Source organism: Streptomyces sp. NPDC058289 (genome assembly GCF_042880975.1).
GTDB lineage: Bacteria > Actinomycetota > Actinomycetes > Streptomycetales > Streptomycetaceae > Streptomyces > Streptomyces stoeckheimensis.
In genome coordinates, this window is the sequence record NZ_JBHVYI010000126.1 from 1 (window position 1) to 19,425 (window position 19,425).

20 protein-coding genes and 4 pseudogenes are annotated in these 19,425 nt (G+C 68.3%); 9 read left to right on the plus strand and 15 right to left on the minus strand.

The features are described from left to right. Positions 1 to 784 (plus strand): NAD(P)/FAD-dependent oxidoreductase (locus tag ACFVX6_RS37330; protein WP_389699044.1); only part of this gene is annotated, 784 nt, incomplete at its 5' end. Between the two features lie 672 nt (positions 785 to 1,456). Here ACFVX6_RS37330 and ACFVX6_RS37335 read toward each other — a convergent pair. From ACFVX6_RS37335 to ACFVX6_RS37355, 5 genes and pseudogenes are all read right to left on the minus strand, one after another. Further along, positions 1,457 to 1,731, minus strand: a pseudogene (locus ACFVX6_RS37335) (PRC-barrel domain containing protein). Positions 1,732 to 1,827: 96 nt separating this feature from the next. Next, positions 1,828 to 2,199, minus strand: a pseudogene (locus ACFVX6_RS37340) (DUF4394 domain-containing protein); the annotation flags it as partial. 414 nt (positions 2,200 to 2,613) lie between these two features. Further along, the gene (locus ACFVX6_RS37345) at positions 2,614 to 2,847 is read right to left on the minus strand and encodes a hypothetical protein (protein WP_389699045.1); all 234 of its coding nucleotides are present in this window, start codon (positions 2,845 to 2,847) and stop codon (positions 2,614 to 2,616) included. Positions 2,848 to 2,961: 114 nt separating this feature from the next. Beyond that, positions 2,962 to 4,155: a hypothetical protein gene (locus ACFVX6_RS37350; protein WP_389699046.1), complete on the minus strand. Its 1,194-nt coding sequence runs from the start codon at positions 4,153 to 4,155 to the stop codon at positions 2,962 to 2,964. Between the two features lie 120 nt (positions 4,156 to 4,275). Continuing rightward, a complete protein-coding gene (locus tag ACFVX6_RS37355; RefSeq protein ID WP_389699063.1) occupies positions 4,276 to 4,983 on the minus strand; it encodes a hypothetical protein in 708 nt (235 codons plus the stop codon). A gap of 395 nt (positions 4,984 to 5,378) precedes the next feature. Between ACFVX6_RS37355 and ACFVX6_RS37360 the strand changes: the two genes are divergently transcribed. Next, positions 5,379 to 6,554 (plus strand): ATP-binding protein, encoded by a 1,176-nt coding sequence (locus ACFVX6_RS37360; RefSeq protein ID WP_389699047.1) that lies wholly within the window; start codon positions 5,379 to 5,381, stop codon positions 6,552 to 6,554. Positions 6,555 to 6,850: 296 nt separating this feature from the next. Here the strand turns inward: ACFVX6_RS37360 and ACFVX6_RS37365 are convergent, their stop codons facing one another. Beyond that, entirely contained in the window at positions 6,851 to 7,453 is a 603-nt protein-coding gene (locus tag ACFVX6_RS37365; RefSeq protein WP_389699048.1) for an HD domain-containing protein, read from the minus strand. A 449-nt stretch (positions 7,454 to 7,902) separates the two neighbouring features. Between ACFVX6_RS37365 and ACFVX6_RS37370 the strand changes: the two genes are divergently transcribed. Beyond that, the gene (locus tag ACFVX6_RS37370; protein WP_389699049.1) at positions 7,903 to 8,493 is read left to right on the plus strand and encodes an SMI1/KNR4 family protein; all 591 of its coding nucleotides are present in this window, start codon (positions 7,903 to 7,905) and stop codon (positions 8,491 to 8,493) included. Here ACFVX6_RS37370 and ACFVX6_RS37375 read toward each other — a convergent pair. Together ACFVX6_RS37375 and ACFVX6_RS37380 are read right to left on the minus strand one after the other, a co-directional pair. Next, positions 8,490 to 8,898: pseudogene (locus ACFVX6_RS37375) on the minus strand (DUF5958 family protein). The gene ACFVX6_RS37370 and the pseudogene ACFVX6_RS37375 sit on opposite strands and share 4 nt — an antisense overlap. A 530-nt stretch (positions 8,899 to 9,428) precedes the next feature. Beyond that, positions 9,429 to 9,853 (minus strand): annotated as a pseudogene (locus tag ACFVX6_RS37380) (DUF4259 domain-containing protein). Positions 9,854 to 10,019: 166 nt separating this feature from the next. Between ACFVX6_RS37380 and ACFVX6_RS37385 the strand changes: the two are divergent. Next, complete coding sequence (locus tag ACFVX6_RS37385; RefSeq protein WP_389699050.1) at positions 10,020 to 10,721, plus strand: hypothetical protein; 702 nt, start codon at positions 10,020 to 10,022, stop codon at positions 10,719 to 10,721. Between the two features lie 39 nt (positions 10,722 to 10,760). On the opposite strand, the gene ACFVX6_RS37390 is transcribed toward ACFVX6_RS37385, so the two are convergent. After that, entirely contained in the window at positions 10,761 to 11,162 is a 402-nt protein-coding gene (locus ACFVX6_RS37390; protein ID WP_389699051.1) for a hypothetical protein, read from the minus strand. Between the two features lie 313 nt (positions 11,163 to 11,475). Between ACFVX6_RS37390 and ACFVX6_RS37395 the strand changes: the two genes are divergently transcribed. Then, the gene (locus ACFVX6_RS37395; protein ID WP_389699052.1) at positions 11,476 to 12,273 is read left to right on the plus strand and encodes an SGNH/GDSL hydrolase family protein; all 798 of its coding nucleotides are present in this window, start codon (positions 11,476 to 11,478) and stop codon (positions 12,271 to 12,273) included. Between the two features lie 119 nt (positions 12,274 to 12,392). Then, positions 12,393 to 12,968, plus strand: coding sequence for a hypothetical protein (locus ACFVX6_RS37400; RefSeq protein WP_389699053.1), 576 nt, complete (start codon positions 12,393 to 12,395; stop codon positions 12,966 to 12,968). Positions 12,969 to 13,449: 481 nt separating this feature from the next. On the opposite strand, the gene ACFVX6_RS37405 is transcribed toward ACFVX6_RS37400, so the two are convergent. Both ACFVX6_RS37405 and ACFVX6_RS37410 read right to left on the minus strand, forming a co-directional pair. Then, complete coding sequence (locus tag ACFVX6_RS37405) at positions 13,450 to 13,641, minus strand: antitoxin (RefSeq protein WP_389699054.1); 192 nt, start codon at positions 13,639 to 13,641, stop codon at positions 13,450 to 13,452. Positions 13,642 to 14,173: 532 nt separating this feature from the next. Beyond that, positions 14,174 to 14,314: an ATP-dependent DNA ligase gene (locus ACFVX6_RS37410; RefSeq protein ID WP_389699055.1), complete on the minus strand. Its 141-nt coding sequence runs from the start codon at positions 14,312 to 14,314 to the stop codon at positions 14,174 to 14,176. A gap of 77 nt (positions 14,315 to 14,391) precedes the next feature. Here ACFVX6_RS37410 and ACFVX6_RS37415 point away from each other — a divergent pair, with 77 nt between their 5' ends. Continuing rightward, positions 14,392 to 14,544 (plus strand): hypothetical protein, encoded by a 153-nt coding sequence (locus ACFVX6_RS37415; protein WP_389699056.1) that lies wholly within the window; start codon positions 14,392 to 14,394, stop codon positions 14,542 to 14,544. A gap of 420 nt (positions 14,545 to 14,964) precedes the next feature. On the opposite strand, the gene ACFVX6_RS37420 is transcribed toward ACFVX6_RS37415, so the two are convergent. Genes ACFVX6_RS37420 through ACFVX6_RS37435 form a run of 4 tightly spaced genes read right to left on the minus strand, consistent with a single transcriptional unit; the run spans position 14,965 to position 16,911 of the window. Further along, positions 14,965 to 15,639 carry a hypothetical protein gene (locus ACFVX6_RS37420; RefSeq protein WP_389699057.1) on the minus strand — a complete coding sequence of 225 codons (675 nt, stop codon included), beginning with the start codon at positions 15,637 to 15,639 and terminating at the stop codon, positions 14,965 to 14,967. Between the two features lie 41 nt (positions 15,640 to 15,680). Continuing rightward, positions 15,681 to 16,349 (minus strand): hypothetical protein, encoded by a 669-nt coding sequence (locus tag ACFVX6_RS37425; protein ID WP_389699058.1) that lies wholly within the window; start codon positions 16,347 to 16,349, stop codon positions 15,681 to 15,683. A gap of 53 nt (positions 16,350 to 16,402) precedes the next feature. After that, positions 16,403 to 16,726: a hypothetical protein gene (locus ACFVX6_RS37430; RefSeq protein ID WP_389699059.1), complete on the minus strand. Its 324-nt coding sequence runs from the start codon at positions 16,724 to 16,726 to the stop codon at positions 16,403 to 16,405. 5 nt (positions 16,727 to 16,731) lie between these two features. Then, positions 16,732 to 16,911, minus strand: a complete 180-nt coding sequence (locus ACFVX6_RS37435; RefSeq protein ID WP_389699060.1) for a hypothetical protein — start codon at positions 16,909 to 16,911, stop codon at positions 16,732 to 16,734. A gap of 45 nt (positions 16,912 to 16,956) precedes the next feature. Between ACFVX6_RS37435 and ACFVX6_RS37440 the strand changes: the two genes are divergently transcribed. Next, entirely contained in the window at positions 16,957 to 17,082 is a 126-nt protein-coding gene (locus tag ACFVX6_RS37440; protein ID WP_389699061.1) for a hypothetical protein, read from the plus strand. 238 nt (positions 17,083 to 17,320) lie between these two features. After that, the coding region (locus ACFVX6_RS37445) for a tetratricopeptide repeat protein (RefSeq protein ID WP_389699062.1) at positions 17,321 to 19,425 on the plus strand (2,105 nt) is incomplete at its 3' end.

Here is a 19,425-nt window from a genome sequence, read left to right on the forward strand (position 1 = left end):
GTTCCGGACGGGTCACGGCCTCGGCGCGCGCCGTACCCTGCTCCACGAGGCACTCACCGACCGGGCCGTCCAGCTCGGCATCCCGATCCTCCCCCGCCGGGTTCGTCACGTGAGCCAGTACGTCGACCACGTCACGGCGGACGGGATGGCCGCCCGGTTCCTCGTGGCAGCGGACGGACTGCACTCACCGACCCGGCGGGCGCTCGGCCTGGACGAGCGGCCGAGAGCCGGGCGCCGGCCGCCGCGGTACGGATTGCGGCGCCACTACTCCGTCGAGCCGTGGAGCAACCTGGTGGAGGTGCACTGGTCGGCGGACTGCGAGGCCTACGTCACGCCGCTGGACCCGCACCAGGTCGGAGTCGCCGTCCTCACGTCCGAACAGCTCCCCTACGATGCCCAGCTGGCCCGATTCCCCCTGTTGGTGTCCCAGCTCGGTACGGCGGGCCGGACTCCGGTCCGGGGCGCGGGTCCGCTCCGCCAGCAGGCCCGCTCCCGGGTGGCCGGGCGGGTCCTGTTCGTGGGGGACGCCGCCGGATACGTCGACGCCCTGACGGGCGAGGGACTCGCCCTCGCCCTGACGGCCGCCGCCGAACTCGTGCGCTGCCTGCGCGAAGGGCGCCCCCAAGCCTACGAAGACGCGTGGCGCCGACTGTCCCGAAATTACCGGCTCCTGACGAAGTCCCTCCTGTGGACCCGCAACCAGCCCCGACTGGCGCCCCTGATCACCCCCGCTGCGGCCCGTTTTCCCGGTCTGTTTCAGCACGCCGTGAACCTGCTGGCGTAACTGGGTTGAGGCCACGGGGGCCTGAGGGTTGGTGCCGGCATGGGCGCCCTACACCGGATCCCACCGGTCACTGGGCTGGAGCCCGCCATCAGGGCCTGCCCGGCATGTTGATCGAGTTCGGCGTAGCCGACCATGCGTCCGGACAGGAGCTTCCGATGATCCCTCCCAGCACGAGCACCACGACGGCCGCTGGGGGCCCAGCCCTTTTGCAGGGCGGAGCGAGTTGTCGAACGCCGTGGAGGAGGCTTTGCGTACCAGCTGCCCGCCCGCGTACGCCGCGGGAAGCGTACTGAGGGCCGACCTCTGGGGAGAGACCTGCAGCTCACGCAGCAGCTCCTGGACGACGACACGGCTCGCCATGCCGGCCTCGAACTCCGCCCCACCCCAGGACTTCAGGCGTCCGCGTTCACCTTCGGATAGGACGGATCCCGGCTGCAGATGCATGGGGCCCCATCTGTCCCGCAACCTGTCCCGTCCTCATCCGATGGACAGGCGACTGGCCGGTTCGTGCAGCAGACCCGCTAGTTGTGCGCGCTCAGTGTCCCGAGGTCCGGCGGCCCGGTTGTACCGCTGGCTGGGCCGACCCTAGGGTAGCCCGGCCCGAGATCGCGCCGTCAGCTCACAGGGCTGCGGCTCCCGTGCGCGCGGGGGAACCGCAGCCCGGCGCTGGGATCAGATGTGGCCGTGGCCGTAGTACTGGCCGAGCTGGTCGCGGTAGGTGGCGTCTCCGCGGTGCTTGTCCTTGTCGTACTCGGGGGAGTCCTTGATCTGCTCCTTGGTGAGGTTGACCTGGATCTCCTGTCGACGACGATGTAGGCGGCGCCGACTTCCTCGGTGTCCTCGTCGACCTTTCCGATGTGTCCGTCGGTGGCTTCGACCTTGAAGCCGGTCAGGCTGGTGCCGGGCGTGGAGTGCGATGCGGGGTTGTAGCTCCACATGTCAGCCATGGGGTGTCTCTCTTTCAGGGGGCGGGGGACGTTCTTGGGAGCCCTGCCCGCCGTTGCGTGATCGCCGGCCTGTGACTAGGCCGACCGATCCGGGTGTCACCCGGACAGCCCAGGCCGGACATTGCGGGGAGGGTGGTGCGGTGGTCGGTGAGGCGGATACTTCTGGTTCAGGGGCAGGGCGACGTCGAAGACTTGCCGGTCGGCGGGGAAAGCGCCGGCGTCGCGGGCCGCCCCGGTGAGCGGGTTGACCTTTTAGAAGCGGTAGGAGCCGCCGGTGGAGAGCGCGGCGAAGCCCTGGTTGGAGCCGTCCCTGGGCGAGAAGTAGATGTCGAAGCCCGCGCTGGGGCCGGCGTCGACGCCGAGGCTACCGGTGGGTGCGAGGGTGCCGGAGTTGGCCGGGTACTGCAGCACCACGCGGTCGCCGGCGGTGTCGATGTCGAACAGACTGGTGGCCGTCGCCGCGTCCAGGTGAACCGGTCTCAAGCCGCCGAGGCTTCTTGTACGGCGCGCGCCCGCGCCAGGGCAGTGCACCGAATGCCGCCTCCGGGGTGCCACTCCATCCGGGGCGTAATGCCCCCGTGCTCCGGGCACCACGGCACCGGGGCGATGCCGCCGCAGTCGTGCCGCGCGCACGCACTCCTCCCCGCGGCCTGTGTACGTCACCCGTGCCGGATCCGGTTACGCCACTCCGGCAGTTCCCGCGGCTCTGGTGGCCTCGACGGCGAAGTTCGGCACTGGTTGCCGCCCCGGTCACCGGGCCCGTCAGCCATTGCTTCTCCACTCTTTCGCTTGGCTAGCCGCTCAACAATCCCGACCAAGACCGATAGACCCGCAACCCCCGACGCCGCCGAATTTCACGACGTCGGGAGGGGGTCCTGGCCGTCAGCTTGCCCGCTCGAAGGACAGGTTCGCGTTCGGGCAGCTGGCCGCGTACCGCAGCAGGGCCTCGCGCTCGGCCTGGTCCACGGCCAGCGCCCACCGATGCTTGGTGGCCACCCACTCGCCGATGTACCGGCAGTGCACCTGCGGGGCTGGCATCCACGTGGCCGGGTCCTGGTCGCTCTTCTGCCTGTTGGAGCGGGCAGTGACACCGACGAGGGTGACGTCGCTGGTCATGTCGTTGGCATACTTGCGGCGCCGCTCGGTCGTCCAGCCGTAGCCGCCAGCTGGCGGGAAGCGTCATTCGAACCGTGCGGTACTCCCAGCTCCGGAGCAGCTGACAGGCACAGGCTAGGACGTCCAGCGGCCGTCGCGGCGCCATTCGTAACGCCACACCGCGTCGAGATAGCCCTCTTCTTCCAGGGAACCGCGCTGCGGCGGGCCGAGAAGGCGTGCCGCTTCCACGCACCGTTCGTCGTCGTGGAGGGCGAGCCCGTAGACGGCGGCCAGCTGCACCAAACGGCTGGGGTCGTCCAGCACAGCAGCCATGGCGTCCGCGAAGACGGGATCGTGGTCCCTGCCCTCGGCAACCACACGGCATGCGGTCTTCCGTACCACCGCGACTGGATCGGTCATCAGCCGCAGCAACGCCGTGCGGGCGTCGCCGGAAAAGGCCGGCGGCGAGGACCAATCGCTGAACCCCTGCGCCACCGCACGCCGTACTCGGGCATCGAGATGGCCAGCGTGGGGCAGAAGGGCCGCCTCCGCGCGGAGGTCGATGTGTTCTCCAAGAGCGACCAGCACCTCGGTGAGCACGGCGAGGTCCGTCTCCTCGGCCGACCAGTCGGTGAACGTGTCCAGAGCGGGACCAGCGAACGCGTCCTCGTCGCTGTCGTCGAACAGATGAGTCAGCCGGAGCACCTCGGCACCGAACAATCGGCGGGATGGGTCCGGGTTCGTGCGCAGCGCTGCGGCAGCCGTCCAGGTCGCCTGGTCACGCCGGCCGCCCAGCAGGATGGTGACACTGCTCCACGTCGCGTGGTTCTCCTGGTCGGCGTGGGCCATGGCGCGGTCCATCAGCTCCTCAAACGAGGTGCGGACCCCGAGCAGTTCCTCAACGTACGTGAGGATCGCCCCATGGCCGTCCTGCACGGTCATGCCACCAAGGGTGAACTCATCGACGCGGTTGTACTCGTCGTCTTGAACCGACGCACGGACGACAGCATCCCGGGAACCAGTACGGCGTCGCAGTTCCGCCTCGACCCCCGTCTCGTGCCAGCGGCGCGCGAGGTTCCGCGCCTCCAGGAGTTCAGATTCGGGATACCTGCCGCGAATCTCGTGGTCCAGGAGCGCCTCGAACAGGGCGGGCGAACCCGAGTCGACCGCCTCACTCAAAGGGATCAGATCCTCGGGGCCGCTCTGGCCCGAATCCGCACCGTACTGGAGCAGCAGTTGGGCGATGTGCCCGGCGTGCATCCGGACCGCCAGGCAGAACGCGGCGTCCACGTAGTCGGAGTCGCTGTTCTCATGGAGAAGGATCCTCACCAAGTCCGTGTCCCCAGCCCGGACGGCGGAAAGCACGGCGGAATCCCCATCTACCGCATTGCTCGTACCCGCATCCGCACCCACGCCCATGCCCCTGCTCCCCCGTAGCGTTCTCGCAGCTCAGTGTAGATCTGACGGCTCCGCCCTACGGGGTGGAGCAAAGCCGGCGCGGCCCGGCGGACTAGTGCTTGGTGCTTCGGGCTCCGGTACGCGCTGGCTAAGGGCGAGAACGCGGGCAAGGGCGGCGGTCAAAGGAGCGGCGTGGTCAGGTAGGTGCGCGGGAATCCAGTCCGTTGCTAGGGCGAGGAACTCGGTCAGGTCGCGCTCGGCGCTGGCGAGGAGATCGCGGAGCTCGGTGACTGACAGCTCGATCACGGGACTGTCGTTCCGGTCGCTGTCGACGGTGAGGCGGATGGTATCCCCGAGGCGCTCGCCCAGCGACGGCTCGGGATCGTGGCCGTACCCGATTACGCCGCTGCCGTCGACGAGCTGGTACCAGTCGTGCCAGTCCTCCAGTCCGTCACAGCAGCCGGGCGAGAAGGCGTTGCCCGTGGTGGTGTCCGTGACGCGCAGGCCGCCCGCCGCGTACAGGCTGTCGAGGTTCAGTAGTCCGTGGAGGAAGCCGCTGAGGGGCTCGGTCGGCCGAGGTGGGAGGTCGTCATCGTCTGCTGGGTCCACGTCGTTGCACGCGGCGATACGCATGAGCGCCGTCCCGATCTCGGCGGGTGAGAGCCCACCGCTGAGCGGCAGGAAACTGAACTGTTCGGTCTCGGCGACAGGCCAGAGGTCGAAGCCATCAGGGGTGTTCATCTCCAGGACGGGCTGCATCACGATCACCTGGCGAAGTGTTCCCCATCCGTCGCCGATCTCGCCTCCCGATTACGCCGAGCATCCTCGTCTTCGCGGGCGCCGGCCGGACTACGGGTCGAGTCCGGTCGGAAACTGCGCTGGAAAGGGCCCTTCGGGACCGGCCAGGAATGCCTCTCCCGCGCCTGTGGCGGGGCCTTCGTGCAGCTCCGCTCCCAGCGGCGAACCCCCAGGGCCGCGGGTTCGCCAAAGCCGCTGACGCAGCCGCCTAGGACCTCCTCGCATAGGGCCTGAACTGCTGATTTATCTTCAGTTGCCTAGGATGTGCATGCCTGGCCGACGGCGTGGAAGCCGCGTCGGCCCCTTCGGTGACACCCACTCACAAACATGCACTGGACGACGCAGGAGAGCGCTTGATGGCCCAGTCCGGAAACCCCATTCAGCCCGCGAACGTGAGCCAGTACGACGCCAGTCACATCCAGGTACTCGAGGGCCGTGAGGCGATACGCAGACGCCCCGGCATGTACATCGGCTCCATCGGTGAGCGCGGCCTGCACCAACTGGTCTACGAAGTCATCTCGTACGCCGTCGACGAGCACCTGGCCGGCCACGCCGACTCCATCGACGTCACCATCACCGCCGACGGCAGCATTCGCGTCGCGGACAACGGGCGGGGCCTGTCCGTCGAGGTGGAGGAGCCCGCCGGTAAGCCGGCCGTCGAACGCGAACTGACGGAGCTGTCCTTCGGTCCCAAGCCTCGCACCGGCTACTGGGTGTCCGGCGGCATCCATGGCGTGGGCCTGTCCGTGGTCAACGCGCTGTCGAGCCGTCTCACGGTCGAGATCCACCGAGACGGCCACCGTTGGACCCAGGAGTACGAGAAGGGCGTTCCGATCACTGCCCTGACGAGGCACGAGGAGAGCAGCGGACACGGCACCACGCTTGTGTTCCTGCCCGACGGCGACATCTTCGAGTCCACCCTGTACTCGTTCGCCACGCTGTCGCAACGCCTCCGGGAACTGGCCTTCCTCAACCAGGGCCTGGCCATCACGCTCACCGACGAGCGTCCGCAGCGGCCGGTCCGCTACCACCACATAGACGGTCTACGGGCCTACGTCGCCCACCTCAACCCCTACCCTCCGAGTCTCGTCCACTCCCCTGCCATCGCCTTCGAGTCGGAAAACGAGGACAAGACGATCTTCGTTCAGGTCGCCATGCAGTGGAACACGTGGTCCACGGGAGGGTTCCACTCCTTCGCGAACAGCACCCGCACCCATGAGGGCGGCACCCACGAAGAGGGCTTCCGCACCGCACTCACAGACATTGTCAACGACTACGCCCAGCGTCAGCGACAGATCACCGAAGACGACGAAGACATCACCGCCGAAGCCATCTACACCGGACTGACCGCGGTCATCTCCGTGAAACTCGCCCATCCCCTCGTCGAGGGCTCCACCCGAACCAAACTCAGCAATCCCGAGGCAGGCGCCTACGTGCAAGAAGTTGTACGCGAGCACCTCACCGACTGGCTCGACCACCACCCGGACGAAGCCTCGGCCATCATCCGCCACATCCTCAACACCTCTACCTGACGCGAGAAGGCACGACAAGGGTTTCAGCCGGCGCGCACGGGTGCACCGCGGGCGGCCCCCGCCACCGCCTTCACCGGCCTCGGTAGCCACTGGGCCGCGGTCAACTCCGAGGCGAGCAGGTGTCGTGCCCGACGGCGCGTGGGCGTCCTCTGGGCCCTGCTGCGTGATCGCCGCTGCTACACCGTCGTGGCCCAGGCTGCGTGGGCCATGTCCTCTGGGCCTTGCGGGGTGGCGCCGGCCTGGGGGAAGCTCCCAGCGGATGGAGGACAGGAGTCGGAAGAGCCGGGGTGGACGGGTCACTGGTCGATGGGGAAGGCCGCCTGAAACGTCAGCCGATGGGAAGCGTCCGCTCCAAGACGGGTGAGGAGATCATCGAGTGCGAGGTACTCCTCCCAGGGCTCGCGCCCTGTCGCCGCGGCCAGCGCCTGTACGAGTCTGTCCTCCAGGTCGGGGACGCGTTTGTCCTTCCAGACCTTGTCGGCCGTGCTGACAAGGAGATCCTCGATCGTCACGTTGGGGTCGTCCCAGCTGGCATGAGTGGCGGCGAACCTGGCCAGGCCGGGCGGGAAGCCGTGCTCCAGAAGGAGATCCCGGCCGGCGGCCTCGTGAGCTGATCCGGGCCCGGAGAGTTCCTCGGGGTGCAAGGACTTGCCCACATCATGGGTTGCCGCACCGAAGAGGACGGCGTCGCGGTTCACTGCCAGGCCCGGGTAGCGGTCTGTCACCCAGTCGGTCAGTTCGACCGCGACGTCGTGGACCGCGCGCAGGTGCGCCGCCAAACGGGGTGGGGCCTGAAGGGAGCGCAGCAGTTCCGCCACTACGGGCGGCAGCAGCCTCAGGGGCGGCTCCGCTGGGGCTTCAAGAGCGCGAGACAAGACGTCGGAAGGTATCGAGGTCATCCTGGTGACAGTAACGGTCCTTGGTGTGCAGGTCCGGCGAGCTCCGAAGACGGACCCCCTGTCGCGTCCGCTTGTGAATGAGCCACCGAGGCCGGCCCCGGTGCGGCGCCTTGTGCACCTGCGGATATCGTCGGTCGCCCACGACATCCCCGGGGGACACAGAGCTGAACGCAAACATTGCAGGCGGTTGGATTTCAGCCGGGCAACGTTCTTTTGCCGGGCAGTATTTGACCGAACGAAAGGCGTATCTGCTCGCTTATCGGACGCGCTGGGAAGGTGACGTGGCCGCGGAGCCCGTCGTGAAGCCAGTCGTGCAGGGTTCAGAGCCGGGTTGTGGCGGTGTGACTCACTTATGAGGCGACGCCGAAGGCCTTGAGCTGACTCCCGCACCGGCCAGCAGCAGTGAGGCTGGGGGCCCCAGCGAGTAGCTCGCTGACTCTTGGCCTGCGATGCTCGAAGCCATGTGGGATGCGGAACAGGTATGTGGGCGGCTCCAGATGATTGCTGAGGCTGACCCTGGAAGCCGAATGCATGGGGCACGACGACACCGCTACGTGCTGGATCCGCCAGTCGCAGAAGCCGTCGTCGCGCAGTTCGAACAGACCCACGGCTTTGAACTGCCGCCCTCCTACCGCAGCTTCATCACAACCGTTGGTAGCGGGGGCGCCGGACCAAACTACGGGCTGTACAGGTTCGGGAGTAAGCCCTGGGAAGACGCGCAAGGCGACCTGGGGGCTGACTGGGCGGATCTCCTCGCCGTCCCCTTCCCGCACACGGGCAGGTTCGAGCCGTCGGACGATCGCTCAGTCTGCGCAGAGCATGCCCCGGGCGAGGAGGACTTCTCCCCCTGCTGGTTCACGGGATCCCTCGTCATCGCCGAGATCGGCTGCGGATCGTTCTTCCGCTTGGTAGTCACCGGTTCCACCCGAGGTCAGGTCTGGACCGACGACCTTGGCTGCGGCTACGCCCTGAGTCCTGGACCGGACTTCAGTGATTGGTATGCCACGTGGCTGCAAACGCTGACTTCGGTGACCTCTTAAACAGTGCGCGTTCTTTTCGGCCCCAGCTGGCGCCACTCGTGACCGCACCCGTCGGAGCAGTGGAGCTTGCGGCGCCGACCGTCGGCGACCGCGAGTACCGAGAGCAAGAGTCGGAATGCCTTCCGGCGTTCATCGAGGAGCGCGAGGCTGGCGATCTTTCCCAGCTGTTCGTTGATCCGCCCACGTGTGATGAGGACGGCGGGCGTATGGGGGGCGGAGTCCGGAACGGCGGATGCTTTCCGGTGCGTCGCCGATGGTGGCGCGAGCTTGGACGCAGCAATGGGACAAGAACCGCAGCGCGGCGAACTGGTCCTCCGAGGCAAGTCCCTCGAACCACTCGATGCCCTCTGATATCGGCCGCAGCTCCTGGGCGACCTCATTGAACACGACGGCCCACTCGTTCATGCCTCATACCTCTGTTGGTGGACAGCTGCTTCCTTCGGTCATCGAAGCTCACCGCGGGTGCATGGGCCGGCTGCGACCAGGGGGTATCACTGAGAGGGTCCGAGCGCTCGATCCCGGTACTCCTGGAATTCCTGCCAGCCTGACGCATGCCCCGGGGATATCAGGTCCCCATTCGCACAGTCGAGCACTTTGCACCGCAGAGCCTCGGCAAGACGGAAGACGTTCGTGAGCACGCCGCCGCCGGAGCCCCGGATGTGGAGCATGATCGAGTCCACCGGATCTTCCGACCCGATGTTGAGTTCGACGGACCAAGTCGGGCCGGAAAGCTCGCCCCAGGCTGGGTCCGAGAGGTCAGCTTCGGGGCAAGCCTGAGTGACAGCTGCGCGTACGTCGTCGCGCCGGCCGAGCGGCTCCGGGGTGTAGTCAGCGGGGATCTCGTGCACAGAGGTGACGTCGGCGGGTAGACGCATGAGAAGGACGTCCCAGCTCATAGTGACCTTCCGGGTAGGACGGGTGCGGGTCGGGGTGGGTCAGATCAGGCTGTGTTGTTCGCCCGATGACTGTGGCAGTAGCACGTTCTGCAGGCGGCGGATGTTCGCGCGCCAGGGCCCGCCGTCCGACTCGTCCCATAGGTCCATCAGTTCCGACGGTTCGGTCATGATGCGGTCGAGGGCCTGAAGGGCGAGATCGCGCAGGCCAGCGAGATCCGGGAGGGGCTCTTCCGGCCCATAGATTGGATCGGCCGGCTCACCCCCGGGGCACTGCGCCGCGACGAGCGCGGCCGCTGCTACGGCTATCTCGGACTCAGGTGCTTCGAGGTAAGCCGCGGTGTCGATCACGCGTGTGAGCGCACTGCGGACGATGCCCTCACGTTCGCCTGCAGCTACCTCATCAAGGTCACCACCAAAGTCCGCCGCGGTGTCGTTGTCGAAGGGCCGACGTCCCAAGTGCCCATGGTCTCTCCTGATCACGATGTTGACCGGGGCATCCTGACAGAGACCACTGACAGAAGCCGTGCAGTCTAGAGCGGGGTCTCAGCCGCATGTGTCTGCTCCAGACAGGTGTCACCTGACCTCGATCTCCGCCATCCGCGTCAGCTCGACAGGCTGCATCATGCTCAGATGGCCTACGACATAGTGTTCTTCCTCGCCGCCGACGACGAGAACGCTGCTGCGACAGGCCTGCGGGGACCTGGTGACACCTTTGAGTCCGTGACCTGCCATTTCATCGAGCCAGACAGCGCCATCGCCGAATGGGACATGTACTTCCAGAAGCCTTCGGCCGAGGCCCCACCGGTCGAGCAGCTCCTAGGGTGGGCGTGGCCGAAGTGGGTCACCGCCCCCTTGAACGACGGCGTTGAGGTGTTCGCTCTACCGAAGCGACTGACCCGAGCACTGGCCAGCGCGAGCTCCGCCGAACTCAAAGAACTCGCAGGCCGCTGGACCACGCGCCTCCGATCCGAGGACGGAGACGACATGACCGACGATGACCTGCTGGCAGTCCTGCAAGGCGTTGACCGCCTCGCAGCGTCTGCGGTGAATATGGGTGGCGGCCTCTACAGCTGGAGCTTCCGACCGTCCCTCCGTGAGGGACGCTCGTTCTTGACGCCGCTGCACGCCAGGAGCTCGGTCCCGGTGGCGTCGAAGTACAGGGTGAAGAACCAAGATCGATCTGCTGCGACGATGTTGCCGGTGCGCAGTTGCTTCGGGGTGACGTGGGTTCTCGTCCTCGGTGGCCATGCGGTGACTGTAGAGATCGAGCGCAGGCGTTGCTACAGGATTCGGCGTGACCTGCGCAGGGCTCTGCGACGGAGGCGTTCGTGACAGGTAGAGCTGCAGACCGGCAACGTAGTGGTCAATCGGTCAATACCAAACCCTGGCTGCAAAAGGCCTTCGACGCCGGACACCTCGGTCCACGACTCCAGCCAGGGTCCATGGGGCCGTTAGGGCGTGGTCGGCGGACAGGGCTTCCAGGCGGGCGCGGCGCTCCACGTAGGGCAAGTGGAGCAGCTCGCGGCCGTCGATCTGCAAGACGTCGAACGCCACGAAATGGGCCGGCATTTTCGCGGCCAGCGCGGGAGCGCTGCGGGCGCGGGCGGCGGCCCGGCGCTGCAACCCCTCGAAGGACAGGGCGCCAGCTTCGCTGTCCCACACGAGCAGTTCGCCATCGAGGACCAGGCCGGCGGGGAGCTGCGCCTCGGCCGCCGCGACGAGATCGGGGAACGCGCCCTGGACCAGGACGCCGCGCCGGGTCTGGAGCAGCACCCGTGTCCGCCGCAGGAGTGCCGGGGCATCCGCGTGCGCACCCGCCCTGCGCCCTGATCGAGGACACGGTGCGAGACAGTCCGGGATCCCGCTACTGCGGTGCGCTGCGGGTCGCCCACTTCCAGCAGGTAGGCGCTCCGGCGGGCGCTGCGGGAGGCGGGGCGGCACGCGCAGGAGGGTGGGGCATCGTCGCCCTGTGGAGCGCTCGGAAACCGGCCGCGTCCCGCGCCTATCGCGCAGGCGTCGGTCACTGCTACAAGTATGACGCTTCAACAACTCCTGTTCCCCACAACACTTCAGGGAGTTTTTTGTCATGCGCACGCTAAGACGGGCTCTACCAGTCCTGCTGGCCCTCGCAACCGCAAGCATCGGCCTTGCCCAGCCCGCGTCCGCCGCCGCGGAAGCCGGGGAGCGGTACGTCGCTCTCGGCGACTCCTACTCCTCCGGTGTGGGCGCGGGCAGCTACCTGTCCGACAGTGGCAGCTGTCAGCGCAGCAGCAAGGCGTACCCGTCCCTGTGGGCGGCGGCCAACGCCCCGGCCTCGTTCTCCTTCACCGCCTGTTCCGGCGCGACAACCGGAACGGTCAAGAGCAGTCAGCTGGCCCCCCTCGCCAGCACCACCACCCTGGTCAGCGTCACGGCCGGGGGGAACGACGTCGGATTCGCGAACGTCATGCAGACCTGTGTGCTGCAGAGCGAGGCGACCTGCGTCAGCGCGGTCGACAATGCCATCGCCCAGGTCAACAACACTCTGCCCGGAAGCCTTTCCTCCCTCTACGGCGCCATCCGCACCAAGGCCCCGCAGGCTCGTGTCGTCGTACTCGGCTACCCGCGCTTCTACCAGTTGAACGGCAGCTGCATCGCCGGGCTGAGCGAAACCGAGCGCGCGGCGATCAACCGGGGCAGCGACGCCCTCAACGGCATGCTCGCCAAACAGGCCGCCAACGCGGGGTTCGCCTACTCCAGCGTCGTGGACGAGTTCACCGGCCATGAGATCTGCTCGAGCGCCGCCTGGCTCCACAGCGTCTCGGTGCCCGTCTCCAACAGCTACCACCCCACGGCCACGGGCCACTCCGGCGGCTACCTGCCGGCCTTCCACTCCGCCGTGTGATCTCCCCCCGGGCCGCGCCCGGGGCTTTCCGCGCCAAGGAGTCGACGCGGGTAGACCCCGCGGTCGACTCCCCGCACCTCCGCACCCATCCGCCGAAATCCGCACCAGGAGAGAAGCACATGAAGCCTCCGCAGTCGCTCCTCCGTCCCCAGGCCGGTGCCACGGCCGCCGGCAGCCCCCGAGGAAACGCCCTTCGGGTGGTGGTCACCGCCCTCGCACTCGCTCTCGGCGCGCTCTTCGCCCCCGGCGTGGGCGTCATCGGCGGCGCGACCGACGCCCACGCGGCCACCAAGATCAGCCACTCCACCGCGACCTCGATGTTCCGCAGCTCCGGGATTACCTGGTCCTCGTCCGGCGGCTGCTCTGACCGCAACAACCCGACCTGTACGTCCTTCGAGCAGCTCAACCTCGCCAGTGCGCAGGGCGCCCAGACCCTCAAGAGCGCCAGCGGCTGCGCCCTGAACATCACCGGTGGCACCGAGACCGGGCACGCCGGCGGCACGTACTCACACTGGAACGGCTACAAGCTCGACTTCAGCAAGTACACGTGCGTCGGGAGCTACATCAAGAACACGTTCACCTATATCGGGGTGCGCGGTGACGGCGCCCCGCAGTGGAAGTCCGGCGCCGGCAACATCTACGCCGATGAGGGCAATCACTGGGACGTGACGTTCTACAACTGCGGCGGCTGCTGAGGCGGAACCGCTGTCGAACAGGTGACGGTCTGCCCGGACCTCCGGTCCGGGCAGACCGTCCGTACGATGGCGGCCCCGCGTGCTCGTTGCGTTCGCCCGGACCCACGAGACGGGCCAGCTGACCCGCGGTCGTCGAGCCCCCTCCGCCTTCTTCGGCACCACGGCCGCGGGCGCCTCTCCCGCCCCACCGCGACCGTCGCCTCATCCACCCGCGCCACCGCTGCCAACGCCTCCACCACGTCGGCGGCCTCCTCCGGAAGGCCGGCCACAAACGAGTCGGCGGCGGTCAGGGCGCGCAGCGCTGTGACGGTCTCCCGCGGGTGGACGGGGCCGGGACCAGCTCCCGCAGCACGTCCCCAGCGTCCCGGGAGACCGGCAGTACCCGGTGCCGGCAGCGGAGCCACGGCGCGTCGACCGCAACGGGGGTACGACGTGGCCCCTGGCAGGAAAGTGCCGGGGGCCAAGGGTGCCGGGCGTGAGGTCAGCGCTCCGGCGTACCGGTGCCGTAGGAACGGCTGACGGCGTCGGCGGCCTTGTCGGTCTGGGCGTCGTACTTGTTACCCGTAGGCTCATCGACCAGCCGCTCGGCTCCCGCGACACCCTTGTCAGCCTGGTCCGGGCGACCCTTGGCCATTTCCTTGGCCTTGTCGGCCATGTCTCCCAGCTTGCCCATGAGTACCTCCCACGAATAGCGCGTGCGTCGTACCCGATCGCTGGTACCCGCCAAAGCCGCTCCTACGCCGGCTCCGGCCCCTTCCGATGCCTGTCGGGCCGTGACCGACGCTCTGATGAATCGTTTATCCATACCGTCGCGTCAGTGCACAACCGCTCCCCCCTGCGGTGACCGCGACGCCTTGGCCCCGGGACACCCCCCGTCCCGGGGCCCCGTCCTGCTCCCCCACCATGCCTCCGGCGGGGCACCAGGCGGGGCCGGTGTCCGTATCCACGACGCGGGTCCTGGTGATGCCTGTCGGCACCCAGCCCCGGACGGCCCCGTCCAGCGCCCCCCTCTCCAAAGAGAAGCCGTACGGGTTCGGCACGCCAGCGGTGCGCAGCAACGCCTCCCACTCACCCGTGCCGCGCGGCGGTGCCCCGCAGGCCTGCGGGCCAGGTCGGCGTCACCCGCAGACCGCCCGACCCCGAACGGAACCGCTCGACCCCGAGCCGCACCCCGCCCGGCACCAACCACGGTCAGCGAAGTGACATCAGCCGGCTGCGGCGGCCGGGCCCTGCCCGAACCGGGGAACATCCTCCACGCCCACGTCCAGGCGCAGCCGCTTAAAGCGCATCGGGTGGCGCCATACGCCGCCCCGGTCGGTCGAGCGGTCGGCGTTGATCTCGGCCACACGTCAGGGCGGACCAGGCGCACGTCCAGGACGTCACGGGACCCCCAGGTCGCACCGAACGTGAGCCCCTGCCAGGGGTGGCCGGGGTCAGCGGCCGTCAGGTGCTCCGCGACCAAGTGGGCCACCTCCGTGCGCAGGGGGACGGTGCGGCCGACCGTGCGCAGCCGGCCGTCGTGGTCGTGGCGGCCGAGGACGAGGAGTTGCGGGCGGGCAAGTCCGCTGGCGCCTGACTTGCCTCCAGATCCACCGACAGTGCCGTGTTCCCCCCGACACGCCGACCCGACCAACAGGAGGAAACCACCGGCGCCCACTCCTACAACCTCGGAGACCGGAGCGCGGCCCGGTGCGCAGCGCTGGGCGTAATCCGGCGAGCTGGAGCAAAACCGCCCTGTGAGCAGCAACAAGCCCCTGAAACCGGTCGTCCCGCGTTGAGGGCCTCTTCCACGACGTTGGCGGCCGACTTCGGAAGGCCGGCCAGGGACGAGAGGGAGGCGGTCACAAGCGGAGCGCAGCCACAACCGCGGGCCGGGACAGTCGCTCCGCCCCGCTCTCCTGCGCGGGATACCGAGCCGGCCACGGGTGCCGGCGGGACCGCTTCCCAGTCGACTCCCAGACCTGCCTCTCCCCGATCTCGCCGGCGACGTCGGCCGTCAGGCCCAGTGGGTGAGGTCGTACACGGCGTCGCACAGGGGGTCCGTGACGCCGTGAACCCGGTGGGCCGCCAGGGTAACGGTGTCCTCCGGGCGCAGGAGGGCGCCGAGTTTGGTGGCAGCCCACCAGCCGACGGTGCGGGGTGCTCCGTTTTCGGAGCGGACGCAGAGGTCGATGCCGATGGTGCGGGCGTCGTGGTCGAGGTAGACGCGCACGGTGTCGGGGTGATGGTGGTCGAAGCCCGCCAGCACGTAGAGGGCGGGGTCGATCGAGGGCTGGGCGTCCTGCCATAGCGGATCGCCGGCCAGGTCTGCGATCAGGTAGTCGATGCTGTCGTCCAGGGTGATCTCGGCCAGCTCGGGTACGACCGTGCCGACGAGGGTGCTCCCGTCGAGGTAGGGGAATCCGTCCTCGCCCGGCGGGGGCATCGTGTCTGGGGCCAGCCAGGCGGCGGTGTGGCGCAGGGCGCCTGCATACCACCAGGTGCCCTGTTCACGCCCGTACCGGGTGGGCAGGTCCACCGTGACCGCCCGTCCCGGCGAGTCAACTAGGCGCACCCGGATCCGGTCCGGGTCGGGGCGCAGCACGGCGCGGACGCGCCAGTCGGTGGCGGGCAAGGGCACGCCGATGAACCTGCGCAGCGTCAGCAGGGCGTGCGCGAAGTGGTCGTCCATGCCTGCAGCCTTCCCCATCGGTGCGGGTCCGGTGCCGGCGTTCACAGTGTGTTGATCCAGTCGGGGCAAAGAGTCTGGCCACGGCAGTAGGCGGTGATGGTGCCGATCGGGCGGCCGTCGGGGGTCGGGACCCCTGCCGGTCCGCGGTTGCCGCGTTCGGCGATGGAGACCGTGGTCATGCGGACCTGACCGTTGTTGGTGACGACTACTGCCCAGCACTCCGCCCGGTTGCCCGTGACTTTGTCGGCGTTGCCGTGGTAGGCGGCATCGATGGCCTTCTCGCTGCGCATGTTGTGCTTGGAGGAGGCGTGGAGCCAGCCGAAGTCCGTGGTGCCGTGACGGGTCGGAATGTCGCTTCCATCCCAGTCCCTGACCGACCAGTTGACCTTGTGCCAGGGCTGCTGGGGATCCTGGAGCACAGTGCTGGTGGGCGCGAGCGGACCGGGTGGCACATGCACAACGGCTGTCCGCACGGGCTGGTCCCCGAAGCGCCTGGTGTACTCCTCGTTCGACAAGACCAGCAACTCACCGCCATCCTCCGGGGCCGGACTCGAGACAAGCTGAAGGTCGGATACCGCGATACCGGTCGGCATGATCTGCGGCACGGCGGCCGGCCTTGCCTCGGTCGCCTGTGCGATGGTGACGGGCAGAGACAGCGTGAGGAATGCGACAGCCGCAGCTGCAGCTGCAGCCGACTTCTTGATCATCATGGAGCCGGTTGTATCCGCTGCAGCACCGTCAGTGACAGCCCCCAGGCGAAGGGTCACCCTTCCGGGGAAACCAGTTCACCGATGAAACGCCACTGCACACGTCCGCTTGGTCCGTCGAGACCGGCACCAGGACCCTCTGCGCAATGGGCATCACCGCGTGCCTCCCACGCCGTAGGCGCCATCGACTCGACAGCCGCCCTCCGGCGCACGACCCCGTCTCCACCTCCGAGGACGCGACGTTCAACCGGCGCCCACACAGCCGCGCCGATGGTGCCCTGCCAGTAGATCGGTGCCGTGAGCTCCAAGCCGATGTAGGCGAGCGCCACCGCTGTGAACCCGTCGGCCGGCAGGCCGCGCCGGCCAGGGCCTCCACCCACAACTTTCAGTCCGCGCCGCCCATCACCTGCTCGGTGGCGTGCCTCTCCTCGTCGGTGGCCTCCTCCAGGGACACCTGCCCGACCTTGAGGGCGTCGCCGGAGAAGGTCAGCGCTGGCGCCTCGTACGGCCCGCCGAGCGGCCACGGCGAGCTGGTACCGCATCGCGGCCGCCCACACCCGGCCATGACTTCGTGTTCGTCAACACCGACGCATCCTCACGGCAGGCAAGTGTGCCGTTCGGTCTCCGCGCCTTCGTAGGCGACGCCCACACCGCGGATGCCGTTCTGGCGCAGCCCGGTTCGAGCTGCGACAAGCGCCAGTTGCTCGCCGACCTCGGGCTGGAGTGGGCGGCGTAGAGCACCGAGTTCGCTCTGACCGCGAGATTTTTGAATGCTGGCGATCTGCTGCGCTTGGCTGACAAGCGGGAGCTCTGGTTAGAGACTGATGATCTGTGTCTGGGGCGGCAAGCGCGGGCGCATGTGAAGACGTTTCCAGGTGAGGTAGGCGAGTAGCGGGGTGACGGGGATGTCGGGGTCGGGCACGCGGGGCCTGTCCAGGGGGGCGTTGATACGGCAGCGCGCGAAGGCGCGGTTCGTGGGTCGGCGTGCACAGCTGGCGCTGTTCACCGAGAACTTGTCGAAGGACCCCTTATCCGAGGAGGCTCCGGCGGACTTTCTGTTCCATGTGCGCGGTGTAGGTGGTGTGGGGAAGTCCACGCTGCTGCGGCAGTGGCAGGAGGCGGCCAGGCGTGCCGATGCGGTGACGGCGGTGGTGGACGAGAACGACGTCCACGGGGTGCAGCAGGCTTTGGTCGAGCTGGCCCGGCAGCTCGCGGGGCAGGCGGGGCCGTGTAGGGAGTTCGACAAGGCGGTCGAGCAATTCCGGCGGGAGCAGGCGGCGCAGGTGGAGCCGGTGCCGGTGGAGGGTGAGGCGTCGGTGTCGAGCCGGGTGGTGACGCAGGCCGCGCTGGGAGCGGCGTCGTTGATTCCGGGAGCTGGTGTCGTGACAGCGATGGCGAGTCCGGATGCTGCGGCCCAGGGGTTGGACCGGCTTCGGTCGGTGTCGCGGTCGCGTGCCCAGCGGCGCGGTGGCCGGGGTGACGTGGCGGGGTTGAGCCGGGCTTTCGTTGGTGAGCTGGAGCGGTTGTGTCGTCGGCAGCGGTGGGTGGTGCTGCTCTTCGATACGTGGGAGCAGATCGCTCAGTACTTGGACGGGTGGCTGTTGAGTCTGCTGGATGAAGAGTACGGTCCGGTGCCGGCAAACGTCATCGTCGTGCTGGCCGGCCGTGACGAATTGTCGGAACGGGAGTGGGCGCCGCTGCGGGATCAGGTCGCGGATGTGCCGTTGGAGGTCTTCACGGAGGCGGAGACTCGCTCGCTGCTGACCTCGCGGGGGGTGACCGATCCAGGGGTGGTGGAAGCGGTGCTTCGGCTGTCGATGGGGCTTCCGCTGCTTGTCGAACTTCTCGCTCTGGCCCGCCCGCGCACCGACGAGGAAGTCGATGCGGGCGGGGACCTCGCCGATGTGGCTGTCGAGCGCTTCGTGCAATGGATCACGGACTCGGAAAAACGTGAAGCCGTACGGGCGTGCGCATTACCGTTGCAGCTGAACGAGGATGTCTTCGCCATCGCCGCTGGCCCTATGGCAGAAGGGTTGTGGGAGTGGCTGTGCGGGCAGCCGTTCGTCAGCGGCCGCGGTGACTACAAGCATTACCACGCGGTGGTGCGCGCCAGCATGATCCGCCAGCAGCGCGCCCACTCGCCACGGAACTGGGCTTCCGCACATTCCCTGCTCGCTGATACCCATGCGGCCTGGCGTTCCGCGGTCGAGGAGCGTCTCCCCGAGGGCAAGCGCTGGGAAGACGCTGCATGGCGTCGGCACCGTCTGGATGAGACGTACCACCGGCTGTGCGCCCACCCGGTTGCGTATCTTACGGCCGCTCTGGAACACCTGGTCCACGCCGCGGGCCAGGACGCCGCCGTGCTGCGGCAGTGGTTCGAGATGCTGGAACAGGCCGCGCAGGACGCCGCCGACACCGTCCTACTCACCTGGGCGGGGCGTCTTCGGAACGCTCTCGTTGGCGACGAACCCAGTCTTGCCTGCCTCGGTGTGCTGCTGTCCCACAGTCGGCTGAGTGCTGAAAGCAGAAGCTGGGCCTCTACCTACCGTGGCATCCGCCTTTACCTGTGTGACCGGGACGAAGAAGCGCTCACGGAGTTCGACCGGGCCATCGCACACAACGACCGAAACGCTCATTCCTGGGCCCGGCGCGGGGAAACCCTTCGCTGGCTCGGACGCTACGACCAGGCCATCACCGACCTCACCGCCGCACTCGAACTCGACCCCGCCTACGCCTGGGCACTCGGCACCCGCGGCCAAGCACACCTCGGGGCCGGCCGCTACAACCAGGCCGTCTCCGACCTCACCGCCGCACTCGAACTCGACCCCGCCTACGCCTGGGCACTCGCCACCCGCGGGGACGCACACCGGCAAATGGGCCGCTACGACCAGGCCGTCTCCGACCTCACCGCCGCACTCGAACTCGACTCCACCTTCGCCTGGGCACTCGGCGCCCGCGGGGAGACCCACCGGCAAGCGGGCCGCTACGACCAGGCCGTCTCCGACCTCACCGCCGCACTCGAACTCGACCCCACCTACGCTTGGGCACTCGCCACCCGCGGGGACGCACACCTTGAGGC